Here is a 26,509-nt window from a genome sequence, read left to right on the forward strand (position 1 = left end):
CGATGAAGGTGAAGCCTGTCCTTTTCTTAATGAACCTGCTGAAAGATGCCTCAGGCATGTTTGCGATCTTTGCGACCTCTGCCAGCGTTACCGGACTGCTGAAACTGCTGTTCATGTATTCAAAGACCCTCTCTATCCGGCGGCTGTTGTCATTGTATGCTTCTTTGGTAAAGGTGGGGTCTGAAAGCATTTTACTGTCCTTAGCTATAGAAAGCTCGTGCAGTATCGAAAGTAGCTCCAGTATAGACGAAAATCCGTTTTGTTCACCCAGATTCATTAGACGCGGGGCTATACTCTTCGCTGTCTCTTTCGAAAAGAGCATCCCGCGACTGGCGTTTTCAAACAGGCTGCGGATGTCCGACAGCTGGTTGCGCCGCAGGAATTTTTCGTCGAGCAGGTCCTTGTGAAACTGCAGGGTTACCTCTTTGATCTCCCCGCTGGTACAATTGTGGTTGAACCAGCCATGTGACAGATTGCTTCCTACAAACACCAGTTCCGTTTCATTGATCTCGCCGCTGTGGTCACCTACGATCCTTTGTGCCCCGCTGCGTTCAGTATCAGGTTGAGTTCCATCTCTTCGTGACTGTGCAGGGGAAAGTCAAACTCCTTTTTCGCCCTTGAAAAAATGGTAAAGCAATCATTTGGTGTTAGTGGTGTTATTTCACGGATAACGGTTCCTGACATACGAACTGTGTTTGATTCAGGCTGCAATTTAGTTAAAAATAGTATTATCATGTTTTGGTGTTTGGTGTTGGGTATGAACATGACAAAACAAGGCATGGGTTGAAGATCTGTTGAAACATGGGTTTTCAATGTCAAATAGTTATTGTTAATTTCACCCTATGAAAACCAACCGTTATATTTTTGTTGTCGCTTTTTTAATGTTATTATTTTATCAGGATTTGCAGTCGCAGACCCCGGATAAAAACTGGATAAGGCCCGCCAATGCAAAAAGCGAAGCCATGTGGGGCATCAACAATGGTATTGTATTTAGCATATGGCCTACGGGCGTAGAAGGCGGCCAGGAAAAAACCGGCGGCCCCAGGGGCTTGATCAGGGTTGGCTATGAAAATAAAGGCGAGATCTATCTGATCAACTTTTTAGCCATCGAGCCGGTGGTGAACGGCAAGATAGAGTTCAGCGAAATATCCCCGTCACTTATTGATAACCAGTGGGGAAAAGTGATGTGGGCGGGAGAAAGCGCAACCGAGACAGCTTACTTTGCAGGTGCAAAAACACGCGGCGCTATCCTGCATCCCGATAGCAGGCATCCTGAGGTTGAGGAATTGTCGGTATATATATTTATGGAACGCTTTAAAAATGGTGCGCATCCGTATTTACGGCTGTTTATTCGCAGTGACCATCCTGAAGAACTTGGTATAGAGGTTTTTAATCACAGCGGGAGTACGCTGATGCAGCGCTGTGCGGTGACCGCCACCATGGGCAACTATTCGCGCCTGCGTAAATTGCATTTAAAAGATAAAGTGGTAAATTCAACAGATCTGTACAAAGGGTATGATGAGGTTGATTTCACAGAAAAGGAAAGTTATACGGCAGCACAGTTATGGAAGGCAGGGAACGGCGATCTCATAGCAGTTGCTGAATCTGATGAAGATTTTAAGAGCCTGAGCTCCTGGCCGCAGGAAAAGTCCTATCTCGAGAGAACTGGCTGGCGTTACCGGCCAAATCTCAAACTAAGCCAGTATTGGCGTAAAGATGGGTCGGGATATGATTCTTCGCTGGTGCTGCGTGTAAACGGGAGGGCAAAGTACTGGAGCGGGGCAAGCCGCAATAAGCAAGACTATATCAACATACCCGGCGGACCGTCATTTGAAAATTTTGAGCTAAGGGAGAAATATCATTCCGGGCAAAAATTTTATTATGGCATTACAAGAAAGACAGCGCAGGAATTCCTGAAAGAGTATAAGTGATTAAAGAGGTGTTTACTTCTGTCTCGGTTTTAGCTGGTAAAGGATAATGTTTCTGGCAATCAGGTACATTACAAAAAACGCTAAAAATAGCAGCACGATTTCTGAGAGGCCGACCTGATGTCCCCATATTACAAATGCATTGTGGTTCATAAGTTTTTTACTAGTTGCCCAATAATGGTGCCCCATATCGAATGGCGAATAAACTGCTTATAATGAGGGACTTTGGATTTTATGGTTTCGGTTGTTTTGTATGATTTGGACTAATCCTTTTATTTCGAGGTCTGCAGCCGGGCGATTATTAATGGCGGGAGCCGGGTAAAACCGGTTGTGAAAAAATAGACGACTATATCGCCAGGGCCGAGCCTTTACCCTTCTCTTATCCTCCCTTAACCTCACAAACCCATCCCTGACCATTATCCCATACGAATCTCACCCGGGTTTGACGGGCTCGGGACCCTGTCAACCCCGGGTGAGATTCGTATGGGATAATGGTCAGGGATGGGTTTCTAATCCAGACAAGGTTAAAGGTGTTCCGGAGGATGGTATCGCAAAATGCGATGTCTTCCAAAGCTGCTGGCAAACATTTTGAAAAACAACAGAGGTTTCGTGAAAACAAGGATCTGCGATCATCCTATGGCAGATGGAAAAAGCTGTTAATCCGGAGAAAGATTATCTAGTCAAGGAACTTGATTCGGTGAGATTCCGTATTTCTTTTTGAAAGTGAATGAAAAATGGGAGAGGTCTTCAAATCCGACTTCCAAATAGACCTCAGTCGGCTTTTTCTTTTTTTCTGCCATGTGATAATAGGCAAGTTCAAGTCTTTTATCGGTCAGCCACTTTTGGGGCGTGGTATGGAATAGCTTCTTGAAATCCCTATTGAATGTTGACAGGCTTCGGCCTGTTAGGTAGCCCAGTTTTTCCAGCGACATGTTGAACATAAAATTGCGCTGCATAAAATCGACCAGGTCGATCTTGCCCGGAACATCAAAGTTAGCCAAAACGCTGTCTACGCTGGAATCGATCAGCCTCAGGATACTTATCGCCTCTTCAATTTTGAGTGTGGCCAGGTTTTCCGGAAATTCACTTTCCAGCTCGAAATAGGGGATCAGTGAAGCCAGACAACTTTCCAGCAATGGATGATTGCTGAAGCGATATATTTTCTGTTCGGGCTGTATTTTCTTTCTATGGTCAATTTTTTCATAGAACTTCTTTAGCCGCTCGACTGATAAATGCATCACCACGGTTTTATGTGGCAGGCCATTTTTAGGATAGTTGATGATCGTTGCCAGCTCATTCCTTGGGATCAGAAAAATATCACCGGTTTTAAACGCGAAAGTGGCATCTGCCTGTATGATTTTTGTTTCGCCTGAAATGAACCAGACCAGCATGTGGTCATCAAACATCAGGTCTGATTTGAACAGCTTGTCTTCATAGCTCGAAAGCTTGATATCCCTGGTCAGGTATTTAGATAGATGTTCCATTGTGTAAATTTATTGGTTTTAGTTTACTTTAAATTCAATACCTGTCATTTCCTCTGTTAGATCCCATAGCCTTTTAGCATTGTTTTCGTCCAGTGAATTGGCCAGCACACCACTTTGATGCAGTTTAGCATTCGTTTGTATAGCCGGGTCTTCAGATAGAAGGTCGGCGATATCCGCATCCTCGCAGTAAACGCCGCCAATGTCCCTAAGTAACGGGCTGGTTGCGCACCATATGGTAGTTGCCGCACCCTGGGGAATGGTTTTCAGGCTGGCTAGTATTTCCGGACGCATGTTTCCATGCTCATCAAAGAAGCCCATCTGTTTGAACAGTTCCATATCGGCATCCCTGGCCAGTTCCGTTCCGGCGATTGATCCCGGATGTAAAGAATAGGCCCTTACCTGATGTGCTTTTGCACGGTTATCCAGTTCAAGAGTGAATAGGTTACTGGCCGTTTTTGATTGCCCGTATCCCAGGAGTGTCTGGTATTCCCTATCCTCGAAGTTGGGATCATCAAAATTGAAAGGGGCCATGTGGTGTCCCAGTGAAGAAACATTTACCACGCGTGCTCCGTTGGCTTCTTTCAGGGCAGGCCATAGTTTTGCCACTAGTTGGAACTGACCAAGATAATTGGTTGAAAGCTGGGATTCGATACCGCGGCTATCCCTTTGCAAAGGCACCCACATGATTCCGGCATTGTTGATCAACAGGTGAAGGGGTCTGCCTGAGGCAAGGAATTTTTCGGCAAATGCATCAATAGTGTCCGGCTCAGCGAGATTCATTGCCTCAATTTCTACGTTTGAAACGCCTTCCAAATTTTGCTTTGCTTTTTCAATATCCCTGGCAGGTACGATCACCGTTGCGCCCGCTGCTGCAAGTACTTTAGTGGTTTCCAGACCGATGCCGGCATTTCCGCCAGTGACGATTGCGATCTTTCCTGTCAGGTCAATTCTTTTGATGACTTCTGCTGCTGTTGATGCAGCATTAAAACCTGAACCCAGGGTGTGTTGTAACGCACCTTGATAATTGTTCTTTTCCATTTTGTTTTTGATTAAATGTGATAGAACAAATTTAGGAGGTTGCCAAAGGGCTGGTTTTGTTTAGCGTGTCAATTAACTTTGTTTAGCGTGTCGTTTTGGTGAGCGCGTGACTGCTATTTGGTCAAAGGTTTCGGTTGAGGAGTAGTAGTTGGTCCCATGACCACAATTTTTCCGTCTGTATTGATGCGCATAAGGTCGATAAATACCACCATTTTGGTGCCTGAGGCTTTTGTTCGGCCATAATAGACGCAAAACATCTGCTTCCCGTCCCTGCGTTAAAACTGAAAGATATACATCTGAGGAAGGGGGATGGCAGATCCCTTACTCGAACTGATACCTGATGCCAAACTGTATCAGGTATGTTGAGTTTGTGCTGTAATCTGACCTGAAGGTCTCGTTTGCTAATTTTCCACCGGTTGTTGCCATTTGAAATGCAGGCAGGATGTTTCCTTCAGGTTTGATCTGGTCAAGGTTGGCCGGAACAAGAATAGCACTTGTATTTACCAGCTTCTTCAATCCCCAGTTATGGTTAATTAAATTGCCAAGGTTGAGCACATCACAGCTAAACTGAATGGTATGTTTTTTTCCTTTAATACCGGTGAGAACATCATGACTTAGCCTCAGGTCAACCTGCTGCCGCCAGGGCAGCAATGCACCATTTCTTTCCGCATATTTTCCTTTTCTTTTGCTCAGGTACTTGTCCTGATCAATATAACTGAAAAAAGCGGTGCTTTGCTGTTCGCTGCTGTAAGTCGTTGTCTGGTTGCCTGTTGTTAGGGTTAATGGTACAAATTTTATTTCTGAAGGGTCTTTAGGAACGTAGATTAAAGACCTGTTTGTGCCATCTCCGATGAAATCGCGTGAATACGTATAGGAAAACCGTCCGTCATTTGCGCTCTGATAAACTAAACCTATATTAAATTTTAAATGCCTGGCATATTGCCTGGACCAGGTAAGGGCGGACACGACCCTGTCTGGCGGAACGTAGCCCGCATAGCTCAGCATTGGCCGGTTGATGCCGCTGACACTTGGTGTGGCATTGAGTGCGGAAAGCGTTTGATCGCCATCGCCATCGTTATAGTTTCTGGCCATACTACAGCTGTAAGCCAGTGAAAAATTAAAGCCCTTGCCGACCCGCTTTTCAATTTGTGCGATGGCTGAAAAATAATAGCCCCTGGATGAATTGGTGATCTCAACTACATTCAAAGCTGAGTTTCCCTTTTTATCATATTGCCCCCATACATTTAAGGGGTTAATGAATTTTAGGTTATTGCTGGCCGGATAGACCATTCTGTGGTCAGGATATCCCGGGATATTTAAGGCCAGGGGCTCTACAAGATTTGCATCCCTGAACAATATGCCATTAATATCACTATTGTAAATGGCTTCAACTGATCCCCTAAAACCAAAGGGTAAATTCATATCTAAACCCACACTTGATTTCCAGCTTTGGGGCATCTTAAAATCTCTGGACAACACACTGGTCACTGATGGCAGTGCGTTCCCTTGCTGAGGAGCGTATTGTTGCTGGTAATCCAGATTAAATGCTCCCGGTGTATTTTGCTGGCCCTGCCAGGTTTGGGTAAGCTGGCTGACACCGGAATACCTTGCCTGGCTAATGATCCATACGAAAGGGATTCTGCCCGTGAAAATCCCTGTTCCTCCCCGGATTTTAACAGATTTGCTGTCAGTCAGGTCATAATTAAATGCCATGCGCGGCGCATAAAGTAAGGCAGGCTTTGGCAGCAGTGAAGTATGTATCCGCTGGCCGCCGGCAAAATTCATCATGGCGAGTAATTGGTTTTCGGGAAGTGCCTTCAGAAATACAGGCAGGTCAGTCCTCAGGCCCGCAGTAAGGTTTAGCCTGTCGCTGAGCGCGATGCTATACTGCAGGAAAGCTGAAATATTTAAATAATCAAAACTGTACTGGGGAGGAGATTTCCGGTTATCCGGAGTATAGGTTACCGCATAGTCTAAGGGATTTTTGCCCGATGTAAAATCTTCCAGCGAGGCGTAAGTATAGTAGCCTGTTCCAAAGGGCATATAACTATTTTTCGTATTGCTGTAGTCGGTTTGTACACCTGCCACCCAGGTTCCCCTGCCATATGTCCAGCTGACATGGTCTGTGAGGGAAAGTACATACACATCTCTGCTGTTTCCGTAGGTAAAGGGTTCATAGCCAAAGGAAGTAAAGGGGCTGCCGTCTTTTAAAATATCAACAAACGGAAAAAAGCGGCTCTCTGATGTTCTGGGTTCGTACTGCCGGGTGTAGGATCCCCGCATCGTATTGGTGATTTTGGAGCTGGGCCTGCTGTTCCATTCTGCGGATAGTGAATAGAAATCGGATAAAGTATTGAAGTTGGAATTACTGAAGGGAAGGGCATTGACGGTCCTGCGTCCAAGACTTGAGGAATAGGGCACAAGGGGGCTCCTGGATCCATTGACCAGTTCCGGCTTGTAGCTGTGCAGCTGGTTGTAACGGATACTTAATGTGCTGTTTTTAGCAATGTTCCAGTCCAGCCTGAGCAATACTTTATTGCTTTTGTTTTTAAAATCATAGCCCTGATAGGGGCCGGTTTCATAATTGTAGGTATCGAGTAAATATTTCCTGATCGTGTTCAGTTCTGCATCGGATGGCCTGGCAACGTTGGGAGATGATCCATATGGCATTTCTTCTGTGGCTGCCTGGAATAGCTGAGGCTGGTATTTTTCCGTTTCCTGTTCGAAACTAAAGAAATAGAACAGCTTATTTTTAACGACGGGCCCGCCTATTCTTAAACCTTCGAGGTGATAGCTGAGTGAATTCCTGAAATAGGAGTAGACGGAGCCCTCAGTCTGGTTGTTCCCAGAACGGCTCACAATATTTACTGCGCTGCCAATAAATCCTGATTCCCAGATGGAATGGTAGGGGGCCACGTTTACAGATATTTCTGCAATGGCGTCAAGGGCAATGGGTTGTGCCCCGTTGCCTGGCAGGTTGTCTCCAACACCAAAGTTATTGTTGAATTCTGATCCGTCTATAGTTATAAAATTCTGGCGGTAATTGCCGCCCGCAATAGCCGGACCAAAGGCTTGGGGACTTAGCTTTACAAAATCTGCAATGCTGCGTTTTACGGTTGGCAACAAGCTGATGTCCTGATGGTGGATATTGAAATTAGGGCCGCTTTTATTAGGTTGCAGTAGTTTGGCGGATTTTGCGGCTATAATTTTTATTTCGGGCAGTTCATTGATACTGCTTTGAAGCCTGATGTTCATCACCGAAGGTTCATCAAGCTTTAAAAAAATACCAGAAACCTGGTATTTTTTTAAGCCTAAAATGTTGGTTTCGATCTGATACGGGCCTCCTGGCTTCAGATCCGGAAAGGAATAGGCTCCGGACAGGTTAGAAGCGCAGCCGTAAACCGTTCCCGTTGGTAAGTGGGTAAGGGTAAGGTAAGCTCCGGAGATTGCTGTTTCATTTTCATTCATTACCCTTCCCGACAAACTTGTTTTTGTAGACTGCCCGGCTGCCGACAACGTCTGCAGCAAGACATACAAAAGGAAGAATAGCCAATGTTTAAACAACATATATGCGGATTAAATCATTCTGCCCATCAATGGATCTGTTTTTGTTGCAGTACCTGTTTCAACACGCCCGGCAAACCTTTGAATAAAGTCTGAATTTCCTGCAATTTTGACACTGAAGTCGTACCAGTTGTAGTTTTTAGCAAGGTCCAGTACGAGGCTCGCTTTACCTTTTGCGGGAACTTTCATTGTTTTATCACCAGTTTTGTAGCTGAGGTCACTGATCTCTATTTCACGGGCTTTGGCGGCATGGTTTGTAATTGTAACAATTACATTTCCACTTAATTTTAAAGGGTTTTTCTTGTCCTGCTCGTACCTGCACTCCACCTGTATTTCCGGGTTTTGGTCATCTCCGGAAAATTTCCTGAAGAACCCGTTAGGGCCATATACCCTTAGGTGGTATTTTCCATCAGAAAAGTCCTTTAACAGCCATTCATCTGTTAATGTATCGCCGGCTTTTGCTGTATAATCCCAGCTGCGCATCATCTCATTTTTAAACGGGCTTACGGCATAAACCGTAAAAGGAGAGCCTGATGCTTTTTTACCGAATGCTTTATTGGCTGCATTCAGGCTGATACTGAACCTGTCCTTGTTGTGGGTTCCGTTTACGTACAGCTCATAAGGCAGGGCACATGAAGAACGGATACCTTTTTCTTGCTGTGGAAAATACGGGGATTCCAGGTGATTTTTGTTGATCTGAACGATTTCTTCCTGGCTTAGCTTTTTGTAATTATCAGGAACTTCTTTGAATTTGGCAGAATAGATCTTTTCCAGAAATGGTGCTCTTTCCAGGAACTGCGGCTGTTCAATTTTTTCTCCGTTATAAGGTCTGAAAGCAGAGGTCAGGTCGCCGCATACTGTTCTTCTCCATGGGCTGATGTTTTCTTCGACAATCTTTTTGCCCAGTTTTTTTTTTAAAAATGTTTCCAGGAACTGCAGTGAAGAGGTATGGTCAAATACTTCCGAGCAGACATAGCCGCCACGGGTCCATGGTGAAACAATGACCATCGGTATCCGGTAACCCAAGCCGATCTGGGCCTCGCGGTAATTGGCCTCTTTCATAGAAGGATTGGTCTGTTGTGCTTTGGTCGCAAAATCGAGCCTGGTGTCCAGTCCTTCAGAAACTTTTCCGGCATGCTCCTTAAAAGGATGCGGTGGAACAAACGGTGGAACGTGGTCAAAGTAACCATCATTTTCATCGTAGGTCATGATAAAGATCGTTTTCTTCCACACTTCCGGGTTTTTGGTCAGAATTTCAATGACTTCATTTACAAACCAGGAACCGAACCAGGGTGTTCCCGGATGGTCTGAAAAGTTTGCAGGGGTCATCAGCCATGAAACCGTAGGCAGTGTTCCTTCGTTTACATCTTTCCGGAACTGGTAGAAGATGTCCCCTTTAGGCATATTGAGCTCACGTTCGGTTCCCTTTTCATTGTATTTAAATGGTGCCAGCTTGTGGTAATCCGGGTCTCCGGAATTGGAACCAAAAGCTTTTGCATTTATATTTTTGCTATGGTCTGAAAGTGCCTCATGGGCGGCCATCGTATATTTTTTCTCATCCTCTTCTGTTTTCAGCAGGAGCTTTTTTACTGCTTCAATCTTTGTTTGTTCCTCTGAGCTGAGATTTTCTTTTGGAGCATTGGCTATTTGTTCCAGCAATACTCTTTTCTTTTCCTGCAGATTTCCGATGGCACCGGGATTAAGGCGTACTTGATACTGTTCAAAATACTCCATCACATTGGTGCCGAAATTACTTAACCAGGAACTGGCCTCGCCATTGAGCCCAAAACCCATGGTCGTTTCATTCTGATAGATCTTCCAGGGAACTCCGTTTTCTTCGAGACGCTCGGGGAATGTTTTCCAGTTTAATGTAGGCTTGTCATAGTTGCTGATGTTCCATACGTGGGCCAATCCCTCAGGGGTGTTTTTCTCCCTGTTGGTGCCCGTCATCCAGTAGTAGCGATTTGGATGTGTGCCTGCAATTACTGAACAAAAGCTCTGGTCACAAACGGTGAAGGCATCGGCAAGTGAGTAGTAAAATGGAAAGTCTTCACGTTTGCAATAGCCGATGGTTAAAGGCATGTGTGCGTAGGTGGTCTTATACGGTTTTTTTACATCCAGCCATTTATCATACTTCCCTTCATTTCTGGCATCGGTCTGATCAGTCCAGTTGTGCGGCGTAGATCCCATCCATGCGATCTTGGTCTCCTTAATGTCCAAATGGAAAGGTGCATAGGTTTCTCCGTCCTTGTTGGACTGGAGCCATACTTTGTTTTTATTGGGCAGTTCAATTGCCCTTGGGTCGTTAAAGCCGCGCACGCCCTGCAGCATGCCAAACTCGTGGTCAAAAGAACGGTTTTCCTGCATGAGGAACACGACATGTTCAGCATCGTAAAACGTACTGCCTAAAGCGGGATCGATGGCCAGGGCCTTCTGGATCACCGGTGGCAAGTTGTTGATAAAAGCAGCCCCTCCTGAAAGGAGGGCTGCTTTTTTAATAAAATCTCTGCGTGAATCCATTTTTTAAATCAATTGCATTTTTATTAAAAGTTAAAACGAGTACCTGGCGCCAAGCTGGATCTGGTATGGTGTACCACCTGCCTGTGTTACCCCTACGTTCTCATTTACACGGTACTCATATTGTTGTTTGGTCTGGTCAAATTTGGTAACCAATAGTAAGCTCTGGTTGCCCAGGTTATAATTCACACCTTTCTTTTTATCCAGCAGGTTCGCAAAATTGAACACATCTACACTTACTGTAAGCCGCTGTGTTTTATAAGTTTTGAACTCTTTCATCAGCCTAAGGTCAAACGTTCCTGAAAAAAGATTTTCACCGCCGTTTCTGCTGGCGATTTTGCCAAGGCTTTCCCTGATGTAATCTTTGGCCCTGTTGTCCGGGTTGTTCAATACCTTCTCCATAGAGGCTTTAACAGCAGGACTGGTATTGGCATTGTTCGGATCAAATACAAAAGCCAGGTCGTTGTCATCGCCGGGGCCGCCCACAAAGTCACCGTTTAAGTCTGCATCAACAGTCAGCGAGTAACGTGAGCCGCCAATTCCCCTGAAGGTCCCGCTTAAAGAAAAGCCTTTCCAGGTCGGAGTGGTACCGTATACAACCAGTTTATCCTTGTACTGATTGTCAGAGTAGTTCATTTCAGACAGATCGCGCGGATCTGATTTTACCGGTCTGAAAGTAGAGGTATTGGCCACGTTTCCATTGTAGGATGAGTTGTCTTTGGCGTCATTGAGGGTATAACTCACGTTGATATAGCCATCTTTAAGGTAACGGAAACTGGCATCAAGGATCAAGGCTTTTTGTTCTAAATTGGCACCGTTGGTCAGCATCAACACACGGCCGACTTCCTGGGTTTTTCTGCCCAATACGTTGTTCGTGATACCGGAAGCGGTAATGGTTGTTGCAGGGACGAACACACCCCTGTTTTCTTCATTTGTAAGACGGAAATAAGGATTGTCGACCAGGTTCCTGTCCAGGTATACATAGTTGTTTTTGGTATAGGAGTACAATAAGTTTATGCCGAGTCTCAGCCTGTCACCTATGATCTTGTTGTAGCTTAAATTGGCTTTGAAGATAGAAGGCATCTTCAGGTTCGGATCATTGAGGTTGATGGTGGATACATACGGCACCCCGGCAATGATGCCCGGAGCGGTAGAAGGATCTCTTCTATAAGAAGGGAAATCAGGAACAGGTACCAGGCTTGTTCCGGTAGCAGGACGGGATACATCAATAGAAGCAACCTTAGTTCCGCTGTTCTGGATGTTATTTACCTGTGCGTAATTGACGGGATAAGAAGAGAACAGACCTCCGCCCAAACGGATAATGTCTTTCTTCTCACCTTTAATGTCCCATGTCAATTGCAGACGTGGCTGTATCTTACCCGCATCAGTAATTTTGCTGTCTGTTCTTAAGCCAAGGGTTTTCTCCACCACCGGGTTGTAATCCGCTTGTGTAAGAAAACTGGTCACATCATAGCGTACACCAAACATGGCGTTGATATTTGGTGCTATGTCAAATTCAACTTGTCCGAATACAGAAGCGTTCAGGATATATTGCTGAACTGAAGGTTCGCCGTTGATAGGTGCTTCCCTGGCATATCTCGAAGCATTCAGGTTGTTAAAATCTGCAAGGCTGTTAAAAATAAAACGGCCGTTTTGCTCACTGGATATATAGGTGTCCATATAAGTCAGGGTATTATCCGTACCGAATGTGAACTTATATTTACCAGCTGTATAATAGGAAGTATTCACCAATTGGAACTGGTTTTCCAGGTTGTTTTCCGGGAAGAAACGCTGTCCGCCTAGCTGTACAGTTTTACTTCCCAAAGTACCATTAGGCAGGGTAGACCTGACTGTTACAATTGCTCTTGGTATGTTTGCGGCTGGTAATTCGCTATTTGGAACATAGTTTCTTGTGGCGCTTTGGAACTGCAGTTTAAACTCATTGAGGAAATTGGGTTTAAATTGTGAGCGCAGGGAAAGTAGTGTGCTGTTCTCACGGGATTTAAAATCTCCGTAAACCTCAAACAGGTTGATGTTGGAGTTGTCACTGTTGCTTACAGGGTTAAGCCAGTCGCTATAGTTATTTCTCAGGGTCAACCTGTGCTTGTCATTGATCTGCCAGTCTAAACGAGCAAAAAAAGTGTTGGCAAGAGTTTTCCTTTTAAATTCACCTACCTGAGGGCCGCTGCCCAAACCATATTTTGCACGGCCTATGTTGACTACACTGTCCAGAGCACCTTTACTGATCCCTAAGCTGATCTCGTCATCCTGATCCCTAATGTCTGCGATAAAGAAAGGCATACTTTCATCCTGACGGTCAAGGGCGGTAAAGAAATGCAGTTTGTCTTTGATAAGGGCGCCACCTAAACTGAATCCGTACTGGTTGGTGGTAAATTTCTGCTCACGTTTGTTACCACGAATGTCATACGGGCTGGCTAAAAAGTCTGAACGGTAATAGTCAAAAACTGAACCTGTGAGTGTGTTTGTACCTGATTTGGTGACTGCACTTACTGTACCGCCGCCTTCACGTCCTTTGACTACATCATATACGTTTGTTGCAACTTCAAATTCCCTGATGGCTTCTAATGACAGGGAATACGGGCCACTTCCGATGGCCCCGGATGTCAGGTTGTTCCTGGCGCTTGCCCCGTCGATCAGGTAATTGGTTGATGAGGCGCGTTGTCCGCTGATGTTTGTTCCATTGGTGGTGGGAGCAAGTGCGGACAGGTTGTTGAAATTCCTGTTTTGTGTAGGCAACTGCTGGATGTTTTGGGCGGTAATTGCAGTACTGGAACCCAGCCTGTCAATACGCTTGATCAGCGAATTGGCATTTACTTCAACTTCTTTTAGCTGGTTATTGCTTTCAGCGATGCGAAAGTTTGCCACAATATTATCTCCCTGGTTAAGGGCGAAATCGGTCTTAACTTGTTTTGGATAGCCTATGTAAGTTACGGTGATGGTGTAGGGTTTACCCAAAGGGAGCTGGATCAATGAATACAAACCATCTTTATTTGTTGTGGTTACGGTACGGAAACCGTTGGACTCATTGCGCAGCACAACGGATGCTCCCGGGATGGCCAGACCTTTTTCGTCAGTGACCTTTCCGGTAATTGACGCGTCTGTAGATTGTGCATAAGTGTTACTGGTCATCAGGAAGAACATGACAATTGCTGGTATCAGGTTTTGCTTTATAAAAAACAAAATATTTGTATTCGTATTTTTTAGATACTGGTAATAATGTTGCATATTTAATTGCTTTGATTAATTTTCTGAATTAGTTAAGTGTTATGGATCTGCTTCAGTTCCATACAGGGCCGGGTCCTGACGGCGATCGGGATCCGGCTTTTTTTAGCAAGGTTTTCTATGTCATATGCCTGGGTTAAGGGTTAAAACTTTATTATTGAGCCGGTAACTGATACCGGTTTTCAACACGAGGCGCCGAAGCACTGTTTGAAAATCCTGGTGTTGTAATTGAAGGGTATAGGTTTGTTTTACGTCCGGCGTGCCGGATATTTTAACTTCGATAGCGTATTGTCTTGAAAGCTCTGCGCCGATCTGGGCCAGTGTCAGGTTTTCGAAGTATAGCGTGCGGTTTGATTTCCATTGGCTCAGATGCGCAACATCCTGGTGGACAACTGATGTTTTGTGTGTGTCATGGTTGTACGTGAGCACCTGGTCTTTGACGAGTCCGCTGCTCAATGCAGTGAGCTTCCCATTTTTATGATAATCTACTTTTACTTTACCGGTGGCTACGGCAACTTTATAGGATTTCAGTTCCGGATAGGATTTGATGTTAAAAGAGGTACCCAGCACTGTTGTTACAAAATCCTGAGTAGTGATGGAAAATGGTCTGAGTGTATCGCGTTTGACCTGGAAGAATGCTTCACCATAATCCAATTGCAGTTTTCTGGAATTGGATGTGCCGAAATCCGAAGCCAGCCGGATCTGTGTCCCTGCATTCATCCAGATTGCAGTGCCATCGGGAAGAATGATTTTTTTAACCTCGCCTTTTGAGGTGCTGTAGCTTTGCCAGGCAACTTGAGGTTTAGCCGTGTTTTCGGTCGGAGAAGTCAGAATAAAGAATGAAAGTCCAGAAAGTATGAGAAATGTACAGGCAATTTTAACCCAGCCATTATTGTACGATGCCTTTTTTGTCGGATAATAACGGATGCTCTGTTTGATGTTTGCAAATAAATCTTCCCCGATCTTTGCGGCTTTTAAATTATTGTGATCGGATGCTGTATCTTCCATCCTGGAATCAAACCATTCATCGATGATCTTTTTTTCGGGGTCGCTTAACTGCCCGTTTTGATAGTCGTTAAACTTTTCAGTTAAAAACTGTTTTTCCTTAGCCTTCATTCTGCTGTAAAGCGTTTGAAAACAGAAAAAGTACTTTAAGCCAGGATTAAGATTAGGTTAAGTTTATCGGGAAGAAGAAAAGCTATGCCAGGTGGCCTGAAGAGTAGCTGGTTAAATGATTACGCAAACGCCTCAGCGCTTCTGAGATGTTATTTTTCACTGTCTGCTCGGACAACATCAGTTCATTTGCGATGTCGCGAATCGATTTCTGCTCGTACCTGCTCAGCTGGAAACACTGACGCATATTGGACGGCATTTTAACAAGTTCAGTGTCAATTGCCGATTGCAGTTCACCTGCGATTAAATGTTCGTCGGGGTGGTTTACACGTTTTAAGTTCGCAATCAGGATCTCATCGCCGGCAAGGCGGATCTTATCTTTCCTGAACAGGGACATTACCTCATTTTTTGTAATGACGGTCAGATAGGGCATAAGTGAGTCCTGAACAAGTAAAGTTTCTTTTTTATGCCATATTTCAATAAAGGCGTTCTGGACGATGTCTTTGGCCTGGTCTTCGTCGCTGATCAGTTTGCAGACAAATGCGAGTAAGGGCTGCCAGTGGCGGTTGAAAATGCTTTGAAAGGCATATTCATCACCAGAACGCATTGCCTGAAAAAGTTCTTTGTCAGATTTACCCTTCATAATCTTGATGAAGCAAAATTATGTATTGGCGTATTAAGCCACTATTAAGGTTGTTAGAAGTTATTCTTTTAATATTTTCAATTTACCCGCCATAATGCCTGCTATGCATCATACCCAGAACAATACTGCAACCAATATTAAACCGACATGCAACAAATGTTGAGAGCAGTTTGGAAGCTACTTGGGAGCAGGTTGAGAGCAGGTTGATTGCCATTTGATGGCTTCCAACCTGCTCTCAACTAGTATTTAACCAGCGGACAAACAGCCTCCAGAATTTGTTACATCCCGGTAGCATGTCATAAGCATACTTCTTTGAAATACCATCCATACAGGATTGTTACCCGTTAATGAAAAAATACCATAAATTTATAAGATGACACCGGCTATCGCTTACTGGGAAAAACTGCATTTTTTAAATTTTGATGTGCTGATCATCGGCAGCGGTATTGTTGGTCTGAGTGCGGCTATAGCACTTAAGGAAAAACAGCCTGCTTTGAACATCGCGGTATTGGAACGTGGTTTAATCCCCTCAGGGGCCAGTACCAAAAATGCCGGGTTTGCCTGTTTCGGAAGTGTATCTGAGCTGATAGAGCAGGAAAAAAGCTGTGGGACAGATGGGCTGCACCAGCTGATTGAAAGCCGCTGGAAAGGTTTATTAAAATTAAGAAGATTATTAGGAGACGAAGCAATTGCTTATGAGGATTATGGAGGCTACGAATTGTTCCGGCCTGCAGAAAAAGAGTTATCCTCGGTATGCTTATCCAAAATCAGCTACTTTAATGCGCTGATAAAAGACATTGTAAGTGAACCGGATACATTTAGAACAGCCAATCATCAAATCGCTGATTTTGGATTTAATGGTGTTGATACACTGATTGTGAACGAGTACGAGGCTCAGATAGACAGTGGCCGAATGATGAGGGCAATGTTGAAAAAGGCAGGGGAAGCCGGTATACTTATCTTTAATAACTGCAAGGTAACTTCATTTGAGCAAAGTGACACCGGGTATACAGTATGTACAGCAGATGGTAATTTTGCGTGTAGAAAACTATTGCTGTGTACCAATGCTTTTGCTAAAGAATTGGTGCCTGAGCTGGATATTGTACCGGGCAGGGGTCAGGTGATCGTCACCAGGCCTGTACCTGGTCTAAAACTTAAAGGTACCTTTCACTATGATAAAGGGTATTATTATTTTAGAAATGTGGACAACAGGGTATTGCTGGGGGGTGGAAGACACCTGGATTTCGCTGCTGAGCAGACTACTGAATTTGGAAGTACGGCTGTTGTTCAAAATGCGCTCCTTAATTTATTAAATGAAGTAATTTTACCCGGTGCCGCTTTTGAAATTGAACAAAGCTGGAGTGGCATCATGGCTTTCGGAAACTCCATAACACCGATTGTAAAAGAACTGGGCAATGGTGTTTTCTGTGCGCTGAGGTGTAACGGAATGGGTATTGCCATTGGCAACCAGACTGGCTGTGACGCTGCTGAACTCTTGTTGAAGAAAATGTAAGAAGATGGCAGTTTTCACATTATGAATTGTTAAAAAAGTATTTGCTAATTTGGGGCATGAAATCAATCCTGTTGTTCCTTTTTTCGACCCTGTGTATTCCACTGTTTGGCAATGCACAAAAACCTGTTGGTGAAACCAAAGAGATTACTGCGGAATGGGTAAAGCAAAATCTAAGAAAGAATAGTCCAAAACTAATCCTGACCGATGAGCGTTTGCAGCAGATCAGAAAAGCTGTGGAAGAGGATGAAACGGTCAAAGCTTATTATGGATACCTGTATAAGAATGCGGTGTCGCTGCTGGGCCTGCCGGTTCTGGAAAGAAAGCTGGAAGGCAGAAGGTTGCTTGGTGTGTCCAGGCAAGCGGTCGCAAGGATTGGCACGCTCGCTGCCGTTTATTCTGTATCGAAAGAAAAGCGGTTTTTGGATCGTGTAGATAAGGAACTGCTGAACGTTTGCAGCTTTTCGGACTGGAACCCCAGTCATTTTCTGGATGTAGGGGAGATGGCCTATGGTGTGTCCATTGGATTGGACTGGACGCTCGGTGATCTGCCGGAATCCACGATACGCCTGGTAAAAGATGCTTTGATCGGCAAGGCTATACAGCCCAGTTTGAATGACAAGCTCAACGGTTGGGTAAAGGTGGACAACAACTGGAATCAGGTCTGTCATGGTGGAATCACATCGGCCGCAATAATTATTGCCGGTGAAGATCCTGCTTTGGCTGCGCAATTGGTTTCCCGGATGCTGCAGAATATTCCAAAAGCACTGAAGGCTTATGCACCGGATGGGGCTTACCCCGAAGGGGCTTCTTACTGGTCTTATGGCACGAGTTATACGTTGATTACCATAGCTGCACTAGAAAGTGCTTTTGGAAATGATTTTGATATCCCTAAGTCACCAGGCTTTATCAATAGTGCACTTTTTGTGAAAAAACTGGTGGGTTCGAGCGGCTTGTATTTCAATTATTTTGACTCTGGCAGTGGCGGAGACGACGGTCTGGAAAACCAGGAGCTGCTGTTGTGGTTTGCCAATAAGGCCGGTAATGATGCTTATTTTGATCAGGATAAGTTTCTTGCTGCGGTTTCGAGGTCTGCGACAAACGGGTATAACAGCTCAAAGTTTAACGGGGCTGTGCTGTCCTGGCTGGCACAGCACAGGGAATCGGCCGTGAAGCCTTTATCAGCAAATTATAAAGGTGACGGAATCAATCCGATTGTAGTATTCGGAGGTGGAAGGACTGATCCGAATGGCTATTTCCTGGGTGCAAAGGGGGGTGCCGGGGCTTTAAATCATGGCAACATGGATGCCGGATCTTTTGTGTTTGATCTGCAAGGGATAAGGTGGTCTGTAGATTTGGGAATGCAGAATTATTTCCAGCTGGAGCAGGCCATAGGGGTAAGTGGTTTATGGAACAGCGGGCAGCAAAGCAAACGCTGGACTTTACTGAGTAAGAATAATTTTGGACATAGTACGCTGACGGTTAATGATGAACTGCATGTGGCTAAGGGTTTTGCACCGTTGAGTTATTATAAAGGCAAAGGCAACAGACCTCAGGCAGGTTTTGATCTTTCTGCTGTATTTAAAGGACAGCTTAACAGCGCCAAAAGGGATTTTAAGCGAACGGGCGACCAAAGTCTTGAGATCACAGATGTACTGGAGCTTTCTGATCAGACAAAAAACGTGACCTGGGCCATGATGACGCAGGCTGATGCTGAAATCATAGCGGATGGCGTCTTGCTGAAGCAAAAAGGCAAAACTCTTAAAGTAGTAATCAAGGAGCCTCAGGGTGCGGAAATTAAAGTGGTTTCTAAAAATCCTCCTCCACTGGACTATGATATGAAGGTAAGTGATTTGAAGAGGCTTGAATTTAAGTTTCCTGCTGAACTGCTCAAAAGTAAGGGCCAAAAGATCGTTGTAGAGCTAAAAGGGGAGTAGAGGCAGTTTAGCGTTCATCGATATACGGCCGGATGGCATCGGCCCAAATCTGGTAGCCCTTGTCGGCAGGGTGTGTGTAATCGAGCATAATGCCTGGCAGGAATGTGCCGTCGACATTTAGCATTTTGGGGCCAACATCCGATAATGTCAAATGGTTTTCCTTTGCAAATACGGCAAGCTCCCTGTTAATCTCATTGATCAGCAAACGTCTAGGGTGCTGCGGATCTTTTTCTCGCGGGAAGATGGCCATAATAATGATTTTGGCGTAAGGTACTTTCGAACGCAGCCGCAGACAGACTGCGCGGATGCCTTCTACGATCTCTGACGCGGTATTCATCCGCGCATTTTCTGTCTGACTGGTATTGTTTGTGCCGATGTCTACAATGATTGTGCGCGGATGGAGGCCATCAATTTCTCCATGATCCAGCCGCCAAAGTGCATTTTGCGTGCGGTCCCAGCCAAAGCCGAGGTTGAGCACCCGGTGTTTTGCAAACACAGAATCCCAGGCTTTTGGTCCATTTGGGGTACGCGGTTGTCCGTTGTTATTGACCAGTTTGGGCTGTCCGCCCCAAAAATGGGTGATGGAATTGCCGATCAGCACTATTTCAGGGTTGACGCTGTCTTTGATGCGGAGCACTTCTGCATGGCGGTCCCACCAGTTGTAACTGTCATTTTCTAGTTTTGCAACGGGTGAAATTGCTGTGTTTTTCGGAATGTCGTTATCTAAAGAATGATCTCCCATCAGCGAGGACAGGAGTGGTTCCATGGCCTGGGCCCAAAGCTTTGCCCCGGCAGGGCTCGGATGCAGGTAATCGGGCATGAACTCCTTGTTGATGGAGCCGTCGAAGTTTAAAAATACATGGTTTACATCACAGTAAAAGATGTCCTTATTGTCGGCAAGCCTGGTTGCAATGTCAGAGGCGCGCTCTAATATAGCCCGGTGTGAGGTGGGGTTTGGTCCGCCGTATGCACCGGGAAAACATCTTAATATGATGATCTTGGTGGAAGGAAGCTTTTTTCGCAATAATTTTACGATGGCTTCCATTCCTTCGGCAAGTTGTATGGCCGTGTGGCGGGTTGGGTAATTTTTTTCGTCAACGTTATTGGTGCCAATTTCCAGTACCAGTACTTTTGGCGATTGCTTCTCAAGTTCTCCGTTCTCAATATTCCATAAAAGATTTTCTGTACGGTAGCCGCTAAAGCCCAGGTTCAGTGCATTACGCGGCTCAAAAAATTGTTTCCATATCTGCTGGTATTCTTGTTTTTCAAAATTGTTGGTAATGGAATTACCCAGCATGATGAGGTCAAATTTTTTCTGTGATACCAGGGCTAATTTTTCGTCGTGACGTTTTCTGCTGTAGCCTTCGATTGGAATTGCTGCCGGATTTGGGTTCAGATTACCTTTGCTGTAACCTGTCCAGGTCTTTTTATATTCCCTGCCGCTTTGGGTTGTCACTATATTTTCGGCACCTGTAAAGGTAACGCCCAGTTTGGCCTTAGGATTGAGCGGGGGGGGTACTGCGGGAAAGACGGTGCCCGGTAGGGTCTCATCCAGGTAAGATGGTGAAATAAGACTGAGGCTGTCCGGTTGTTCCTGTTCATCCATGTATTGCAGCATTCTCGCAGCAACATGCCCGCCAGCCCCTATTCCTGCGATATCAGCTTGACTGCCCCTCAAACCAAACTTAGTCCGGCTTTCTTTTATTAATTTAAATGCAGATGTGGCGTCTTTTAAAGCCAGGTCACGGGTATAGGGGTCAGAGCCGATGTGATAATCTAATATGGCGACATCGTAACCCTTTTTGTTGAGTGATAAAGCGGTATTCTGACCATCATTCTTAATGGTCAATGTTTTATATTCGCCACCGGGCAAGAGCAAGACTGTTCCCCGTACTGTTTTAGAAGTGGTGCGCTGCAGACGCAGGAGCGGCATTTTAAATAGATACACCTTTCCATCGGTGCCTGTTTTATTGCCACCCGATAGTGCTTTGCCATCTAAGGACAGGTATTTTGCATGTTGCAGATCCTGGTTTTTAAGAACAGTTTGCGCATGTGCAGTGGAGATGACGATGAAAAATACAAGCGCATATTGGCAACAAAGGGCTTTCATAATTAATTTGATGAGGTTTATGGTTTAAGACGAATATAAACATATTCATAAAACAAACGTTTGCGCAAAAAATTCAATGAATTGTTGTCGATATTTTTATACTTTTAGAGCTAGAGGAGGTTTTTGATATTATCTCCCTGACAGAATCACCACCACTATAACTATTTATTAAACCTTAAAGCTAAATCATGGCAAACGAAACAAAATCGTCAGTTATTTCCCCGATTGTAACCATTGGAGCATTGTTCTTTATTTTCGGGTTTGTTACCTGGGCGAATAGTACACTTATCCCTTTTCTTAAACTTGCTTGCGGACTTAAGACTGATCTTGAGGCTTTCCTGGTAACTTTTGCTTCTTATATAGCCTATTTTTTCCTCGCCCTTCCTTCTTCCTGGATATTAAAAAAACTGGGGTTTAAAAATGGATTGGTTATTGGATTGATTATCCTCGGCGTAGGGTCGCTTGTTTTTATTCCGGCGGCAAGTTCAAGAAGTTTCGGTTTGTTTTTAACAGGTATTTTTATTCAGGGGGCAGCTTTATCTTTATTGCAAACAGCATCTAATCCATACATCAGTATCATTGGACCGATAGAAAGCGCAGCAAAGCGTATTAGTATCATGGGCGTGTGCAATAAATTTGCAGGTATAATTGTACCGATCATTATGGGTACACTGTTTCTTAAAAATGCTTCAGGAATTGAAGCAAAGATCAACGATGCGGCTACAACTGTAGCTGAGAAAGAGGCTTTGCTCACCGAGGTTTTAGGGCGTGTTTATACGCCTTACATTGTTCTGGCCATCGTATTTGTTGCTTTTGCGCTGTTCATTAAATATTCGAATTTGCCGGAGGTTGATGTAGATAAAGAGGAGGTAATTGAAGGTGAAGAAATAAAAACAGTCAAAACTTCTATTTTTCAGTTTCCGCATTTGTTTTTAGGAGCCTTCTGTATTTTTGTGTACGTAGCGGCCGAGGTAATGGCGGGTGATATTATTGGTGTGTATGGTAAGGAATTAGGGATCAGCGCGGACATCAGCAAATATTTTACCACACTAACTTTAACCAGTATGCTTGTCGGTTATTTCATTGGTATTTTTACTATTCCTAAGTACATCACGCAACAGGCAGCGCTAAAAATCTGTGCAATTACTGGGGTGATATTTGTTTCTGCGGCATATTTTACTGACGGTTATACCTCAGTAATATTTGTTGGGTTGTTGGGCCTTGCAAATTCTTTAATGTGGCCTGCAATTTTTCCCCTGGGTATAAAAGGTCTTGGAAAGTTTACAAAAACGGGTTCTGCCATTATGATCATGGGTATTGCAGGTGGTGCGATATGGCCTTTAATTTACGGTTATCTAAAAGACTATGCTGGTATGCATTTCCAGCTGGCATTTTTTGTCAGTGTATTGCCTTGTTACCTATATATATGGTATTTCTCTGCTTATGGACACAGGGTTGGGAAACACGCATAACATAAAGTATTCCCGGTCTTGTTCATAAAAAAGCTGCTGCTGGCAGTTGAATAAAATGAACAGCGCTTGTGTGGACAAACCTGTTCTCAAAAAACTTACTTTTAATGATGTGAATTTTAGGGCTTCACATCATTAACGGTTCGTCTTATGTTCTCAGCTTTCAGTAATAAACTGAATGATGTATCGATTTCCCGCAAATTGTATTTTACGATTGGCTTCACTGCGCTTTTGATTACTATCGAGCTGTGTACCTTGTGGTTTTCCATAACTACTCTTTCTGCAGTGCGGTCTTATGTAGGTGGTGAAGGGCTTTGGTCTAAAGCTCAAAAGGATGCGATTATGAATCTTCGGGAATATGCACATACCCATAATGAAAAGGATTACCTGGAATTTAAGAATTTTTTAGCGGTTCCCTACGGTGATAAAGCTGCCAGGATCGAACTTGAAAAGGCAAATCCCGATTTTGATATTGCGAGACAGGGTTTGCTGAAGGGCAGGAACCATCCGGATGACATTGACGGAATGATGAAGCTCCTTCGAAGGTTTCACAATGTTTCTTACCTCAAAAAGGCTTTCACCGCATGGGCAAATGCCGAGCCGGCCCTCGAAGAATTGGTTAGGATTGGTGAAAAGCTTCATGTACTGGTCACGGCTAATGCCAGTGAAATCGAAATAGCTGTGTTGCTGAAGGACATCGACAGGATCAATGGTGAGCTGACTAAGTTGGAAGACGACTTCTCTTTTACGCTGGGTGAGGGAGCCAGATGGCTGGAGTCATTGGTGCTGAATGTTGTGCTGGCGCTGTCATTGACGATTGGTACTGCCACTATAGTACTTGCAATATCCATCAGCAAAAACCTTAAGAAAGGTTTGGATGCTTTAGTTGAAGGGGCGGATAATATCAGGAAAGGAGATTTTAAGAAACGGGTGCCGGTTTATTCAAAGGATGAGATCGGAATCCTGGCTACATCGTTTAATGAAATGATGTCGACGCTGGATCAAAATATTAGGGAGTTAAAACTCACGGAACAAAATCTGATTACTGAAAAAGAACGAGCGGAGCAGTCTGAGAAGGCCAAACAGCATTTCCTGATCAACATGAGCCATGAGATCCGGACCCCGATGAATGCCATATTGGGTTTCGCCCGGCATTTGGAAGAATCTATGGTTACGGATGATCAGAAAGAATCTTTAAGGATGATCCTGAAGTCTGGCGATCATTTGCTGATCATTTTCAATGATATTCTGGATTTTTCCAGGATTGGGGCGGGGGAGATCCATTTTATGGTAATGCCGTTTAGTATAACCGAGACAGTTCAGTCTATTTTTATGCTAACAGAACCTAATGCCAGGTTCAAAAAAATAGGACTAAGCTATACAGTTGATCCAAATGTGCCTGAAATTAACTATGGTGATTCTGTAAGGCTTACTCAGATCCTATTGAACCTGACGTCAAACGCGATTAAATTTACGGAAAGTGGAGGTGTGGTCATTAATGTGGTGCCTGTGGAAGAAAATGAGAGACAGGTAGTAATTGAATTTAGCATAAGGGACACTGGTATTGGGATTCCGCTGGAAAAGCAGGAAAAAATATTTGATGTATTCGAACAGGCAGTGAGCGATACTTCGCGCAAATTTGGCGGAACTGGAATCGGACTAAGCATCGTAAAACAACTGGTCACTCTGCAAAATGGCAGTATTTCTGTAAGCAGTCAGCCTGGACAGGGTTCGGAGTTTAGTTTTAAACTTCCTTTTTTGAAGTTTGAAGATCAGGCGGGTTCTGACGTCAAAGATGGCCGTGGTGCGGAAGCAGCATCGTCTGATGTTGGAAAAGGGGTGAAGGTGCTTATTGTTGAAGATAATGCGATCAACCAGCTGCTGGTACTGAAACTGTTAAAAAAACATGGCTTTGAAACCAGTGTTGCTGAAAATGGAAAGATAGCTCTTCATAAGTATTGGAATGCCGATTTTGATATCATTCTGATGGATCTGCAAATGCCGGAGATGGATGGTTATGAAACCACTGTAAATATTAGAAAAATGGGCCCCGGTAAAGGGGACATCCCAATTGTAGCCATGACTGCCCATACCATTAAGGGCGAATTTGAGCGGTGCATGGCCATTGGAATGAATGATTATATATCTAAGCCTTTTCAGGCAAGTGAGCTGTACGAAAAGATCAGCCGGCTGGTAGGGAAAAAGCTATTTTAATAATTCCAGTACCTGGGCGGTAGAGTTTTGAGTGTCTACTTTTTTAATGATGTGGCTGACGATACCTTTTTCATCAATGATAAAGGTGGTGCGGATGGTCCCCATATAGGTTTTGCCGTACATGTTTTTCTCACCCCATACTCCATAGGCTGTTACGATCTGATGGTCGGTATCGGCAAGTAATGTAAACGGAAGACTGTGTTTGGCTACAAATTTCTTATGGGATTTTTCATCGTCAACGCTTACCCCCAGAACGACGATGCCCTGAGCGGTCAGTCCATGGTAATTATCTCTGAAATCACAAGCCTCGGCTGTACAGCCCGGTGTATCGTCTTTAGGGTAAAAATAAAGCACCACTTTTTTGCCGGCAAACTGATTAAGGGAGACGGTATTGCCGTTCTGGTCTTTGGAGGTGAAATCGGGGGCCTTTTGGCCTTCTTTTAATTCGCTCATATGCTTATTTGTAAAAGGTAATTGAATAATTCCTGTTGTTGTCTTTCATGTCGGAGACGATGAGTTCGAGGGTATGTTTTCCTGATGGGGTACTGTCGTCAAAGGTATGCCACAAAGAGGCAGTTTTGGTGTCAAATTCCATCAGGACCCAGCGCCCGTCAATATAACCATTAAAGCTCTTGATGCCTGAAAGGTTGTCCCTGATCTTAAAAGTCATTTTGCTGATGCCTGTCATTCGCTTTCCATTGCTTACATTAACGGGAACGACTGTTGGGGGAATGGTGTCAACAGCGATAAAGAAACTGCCGAAGTTTCTTGGGGTCGTTTTTACATAGCCATCTTCAAAATATCCTCCCTGCGAAACCCTTCCGGTATTTACAATTACTGCTTTGTCCATGTACTTGTCTAAAGTACTGTCGGCCTTAATCCTGAGCTGGAAGCCTGTGTGTAAAGGTGTAAACTTATTGTGGATCTGGTGGATGGCAGAGTAAGCATTCGAGGCTGGTTTAGGCAATTTTTTATAAATGAAGTTCAGGTCGTTGTAGAGTGTGCCTTTTGGAAATATTACTTTTACATCCGGGTTGCTGAATTCGTTGGCTGTGGCATAAGAAAGGACCTGCCCTGTTTGGGTTTCAGGCGAGTTTATCGTCGCTTTACTGTCTGCCTGTACCTGAAACGCCAGCGTGCTTTTATTTCCCCTGGAGTCTGTAATGGTGTATTTTAGCTGATGCAGTTTGCCGTCTGTAAATTCGATCCGGCCATTGTTTACCAGGTTACTATAAATCTTAAGTGGATTACCGGGATCGACAAAGCTCTTCTGTATAGATCTTTTGGTATTTAGATAGGTTGGGTAGTCGATATGGGAATTGATCCCCTTACTGTTTTCAAATTCAAACTTCTCCAGCGAAGAGACATACACAAGACTGCCGTCCAGTTCCAGCGCTATGGAGTAGACGCCGTTGAGACCGGATGCGCCATTGTGCCTGTCGGTGGTGACAATGCCAAAGCCGACTTCTCCGCTCAGGTTAATGGTGCTGACACTGTTAAGCCGATAATTCCCTGAGCCGCCCAGTACCTGGAAATATTGTTTTGGCGTGAATTCATCGAATGCTTTTTTATTCAGCCGGTAGATGTATATGGAATAGATGACGGGAGGAATATTATCGGGGATGTCGATCCCGAATAGTTGTGGGTTAATTGTGGCTTCTGTCCTGGTATCCCTGATCTCAAAGTGAAGATGCGGGCCGCCGGAACTGCCGGTATTGCCTGAATAAGCGATCACTTCT

The 26,509-nt window shown here is 44.4% G+C and carries 16 protein-coding genes and 1 pseudogene; 5 read left to right on the forward strand and 12 right to left on the reverse strand.

The window, feature by feature from the left end; genetic code table 11:
- Together VK541_RS01250 and VK541_RS01255 are read right to left on the reverse strand one after the other, a co-directional pair.
- A pseudogene (locus tag VK541_RS01250) lies at positions 1-490 on the reverse strand (AraC family transcriptional regulator); the annotation flags it as partial.
- 35 nt (positions 491-525) lie between these two features.
- Positions 526-684, reverse strand: coding sequence for a hypothetical protein (locus tag VK541_RS01255; protein ID WP_324366111.1), 159 nt, complete (start codon positions 682-684; stop codon positions 526-528).
- A 158-nt stretch (positions 685-842) separates the two neighbouring features.
- Here VK541_RS01255 and VK541_RS01260 point away from each other — a divergent pair, with 158 nt between their 5' ends.
- Positions 843-1,931 (forward strand): hypothetical protein, encoded by a 1,089-nt coding sequence (locus tag VK541_RS01260; protein WP_324366112.1) that lies wholly within the window; start codon positions 843-845, stop codon positions 1,929-1,931.
- Positions 1,932-2,608: 677 nt separating this feature from the next.
- Here the strand turns inward: VK541_RS01260 and VK541_RS01265 are convergent.
- The 7 genes from VK541_RS01265 to VK541_RS01295 form a co-directional block, all read right to left on the reverse strand.
- Positions 2,609-3,412 (reverse strand): AraC family transcriptional regulator, encoded by an 804-nt coding sequence (locus VK541_RS01265; RefSeq protein ID WP_324366114.1) that lies wholly within the window; start codon positions 3,410-3,412, stop codon positions 2,609-2,611.
- Positions 3,413-3,430: 18 nt separating this feature from the next.
- On the reverse strand, positions 3,431-4,450 hold the full coding sequence (locus VK541_RS01270) for an SDR family NAD(P)-dependent oxidoreductase (RefSeq protein ID WP_324366117.1): 1,020 nt from the start codon (positions 4,448-4,450) through the stop codon (positions 3,431-3,433).
- Between the two features lie 321 nt (positions 4,451-4,771).
- A complete protein-coding gene (locus VK541_RS01275) occupies positions 4,772-8,017 on the reverse strand; it encodes a TonB-dependent receptor (protein ID WP_324366119.1) in 3,246 nt (1,081 codons plus the stop codon).
- A gap of 9 nt (positions 8,018-8,026) precedes the next feature.
- The gene (locus VK541_RS01280) at positions 8,027-10,534 is read right to left on the reverse strand and encodes a phosphocholine-specific phospholipase C (RefSeq protein ID WP_324366121.1); all 2,508 of its coding nucleotides are present in this window, start codon (positions 10,532-10,534) and stop codon (positions 8,027-8,029) included.
- Between the two features lie 30 nt (positions 10,535-10,564).
- Positions 10,565-13,777, reverse strand: coding sequence for a TonB-dependent receptor (locus tag VK541_RS01285; protein WP_324366123.1), 3,213 nt, complete (start codon positions 13,775-13,777; stop codon positions 10,565-10,567).
- A 120-nt stretch (positions 13,778-13,897) separates the two neighbouring features.
- On the reverse strand, positions 13,898-14,890 hold the full coding sequence (locus VK541_RS01290) for a FecR family protein (protein WP_324366125.1): 993 nt from the start codon (positions 14,888-14,890) through the stop codon (positions 13,898-13,900).
- An 82-nt stretch (positions 14,891-14,972) separates the two neighbouring features.
- Positions 14,973-15,530, reverse strand: a complete 558-nt coding sequence (locus VK541_RS01295) for an RNA polymerase sigma-70 factor (RefSeq protein ID WP_324366127.1) — start codon at positions 15,528-15,530, stop codon at positions 14,973-14,975.
- Between the two features lie 373 nt (positions 15,531-15,903).
- Between VK541_RS01295 and VK541_RS01300 the strand changes: the two genes are divergently transcribed.
- On the forward strand, positions 15,904-17,043 hold the full coding sequence (locus tag VK541_RS01300; RefSeq protein WP_324366129.1) for an FAD-dependent oxidoreductase: 1,140 nt from the start codon (positions 15,904-15,906) through the stop codon (positions 17,041-17,043).
- Positions 17,044-17,099: 56 nt separating this feature from the next.
- Entirely contained in the window at positions 17,100-18,977 is a 1,878-nt protein-coding gene (locus VK541_RS01305; protein WP_324366132.1) for a heparinase II/III domain-containing protein, read from the forward strand.
- Between the two features lie 7 nt (positions 18,978-18,984).
- Here the strand turns inward: VK541_RS01305 and VK541_RS01310 are convergent, their stop codons facing one another.
- Positions 18,985-21,087, reverse strand: a complete 2,103-nt coding sequence (locus VK541_RS01310; RefSeq protein ID WP_324366134.1) for a GDSL-type esterase/lipase family protein — start codon at positions 21,085-21,087, stop codon at positions 18,985-18,987.
- Positions 21,088-21,275: 188 nt separating this feature from the next.
- Between VK541_RS01310 and VK541_RS01315 the strand changes: the two genes are divergently transcribed.
- Both VK541_RS01315 and VK541_RS01320 read left to right on the forward strand, forming a co-directional pair.
- Entirely contained in the window at positions 21,276-22,559 is a 1,284-nt protein-coding gene (locus tag VK541_RS01315) for a sugar MFS transporter (protein ID WP_324366136.1), read from the forward strand.
- Between the two features lie 147 nt (positions 22,560-22,706).
- A complete protein-coding gene (locus VK541_RS01320; RefSeq protein WP_324366137.1) occupies positions 22,707-24,770 on the forward strand; it encodes an ATP-binding protein in 2,064 nt (687 codons plus the stop codon).
- On the opposite strand, the gene bcp is transcribed toward VK541_RS01320, so the two are convergent.
- Together bcp and VK541_RS01330 are read right to left on the reverse strand one after the other, a co-directional pair.
- Positions 24,762-25,223 (reverse strand): thioredoxin-dependent thiol peroxidase, encoded by a 462-nt coding sequence (gene bcp / locus VK541_RS01325; protein WP_324366139.1) that lies wholly within the window; start codon positions 25,221-25,223, stop codon positions 24,762-24,764. The genes VK541_RS01320 and bcp overlap by 9 nt on opposite strands.
- A 4-nt stretch (positions 25,224-25,227) precedes the next feature.
- Positions 25,228-26,509, reverse strand: a 1,282-nt coding sequence (locus tag VK541_RS01330; RefSeq protein WP_324366141.1) for a M23 family metallopeptidase, incomplete at its 5' end; no start/stop codon positions are given.

This window comes from Pedobacter sp. (assembly GCF_035317785.1).
In the GTDB taxonomy this organism is placed as follows: domain Bacteria; phylum Bacteroidota; class Bacteroidia; order Sphingobacteriales; family Sphingobacteriaceae; genus Pedobacter.

Excerpts from the sequence above, each read along its gene's own strand:
- VK541_RS01315 (WP_324366136.1), top strand. The coding sequence starts at position 21,276 with ATGGCAAACGAAACAAAATCGTCAGTTATTTCCCCGATTGTAACCATT.
- VK541_RS01265 (WP_324366114.1), bottom strand. The coding sequence starts at position 3,412 with ATGGAACATCTATCTAAATACCTGACCAGGGATATCAAGCTTTCGAGC.
- VK541_RS01255 (WP_324366111.1), bottom strand. The coding sequence starts at position 684 with ATGTCAGGAACCGTTATCCGTGAAATAACACCACTAACACCAAATGAT.
- VK541_RS01270 (WP_324366117.1), bottom strand. The coding sequence starts at position 4,450 with ATGGAAAAGAACAATTATCAAGGTGCGTTACAACACACCCTGGGTTCA.
- VK541_RS01295 (WP_324366127.1), bottom strand. The coding sequence starts at position 15,530 with ATGAAGGGTAAATCTGACAAAGAACTTTTTCAGGCAATGCGTTCTGGT.
- VK541_RS01280 (WP_324366121.1), bottom strand. The coding sequence starts at position 10,534 with ATGGATTCACGCAGAGATTTTATTAAAAAAGCAGCCCTCCTTTCAGGA.
- VK541_RS01290 (WP_324366125.1), bottom strand. The coding sequence starts at position 14,890 with ATGAAGGCTAAGGAAAAACAGTTTTTAACTGAAAAGTTTAACGACTAT.
- VK541_RS01300 (WP_324366129.1), top strand. The coding sequence starts at position 15,904 with ATGACACCGGCTATCGCTTACTGGGAAAAACTGCATTTTTTAAATTTT.
- VK541_RS01310 (WP_324366134.1), bottom strand. The coding sequence starts at position 21,087 with ATGAAAGCCCTTTGTTGCCAATATGCGCTTGTATTTTTCATCGTCATC.
- VK541_RS01305 (WP_324366132.1), top strand. The coding sequence starts at position 17,100 with ATGAAATCAATCCTGTTGTTCCTTTTTTCGACCCTGTGTATTCCACTG.
- VK541_RS01320 (WP_324366137.1), top strand. The coding sequence starts at position 22,707 with ATGTTCTCAGCTTTCAGTAATAAACTGAATGATGTATCGATTTCCCGC.
- VK541_RS01275 (WP_324366119.1), bottom strand. The coding sequence starts at position 8,017 with ATGTTGTTTAAACATTGGCTATTCTTCCTTTTGTATGTCTTGCTGCAG.
- VK541_RS01285 (WP_324366123.1), bottom strand. The coding sequence starts at position 13,777 with ATGCAACATTATTACCAGTATCTAAAAAATACGAATACAAATATTTTG.
- bcp (WP_324366139.1), bottom strand. The coding sequence starts at position 25,223 with ATGAGCGAATTAAAAGAAGGCCAAAAGGCCCCCGATTTCACCTCCAAA.
- VK541_RS01260 (WP_324366112.1), top strand. The coding sequence starts at position 843 with ATGAAAACCAACCGTTATATTTTTGTTGTCGCTTTTTTAATGTTATTA.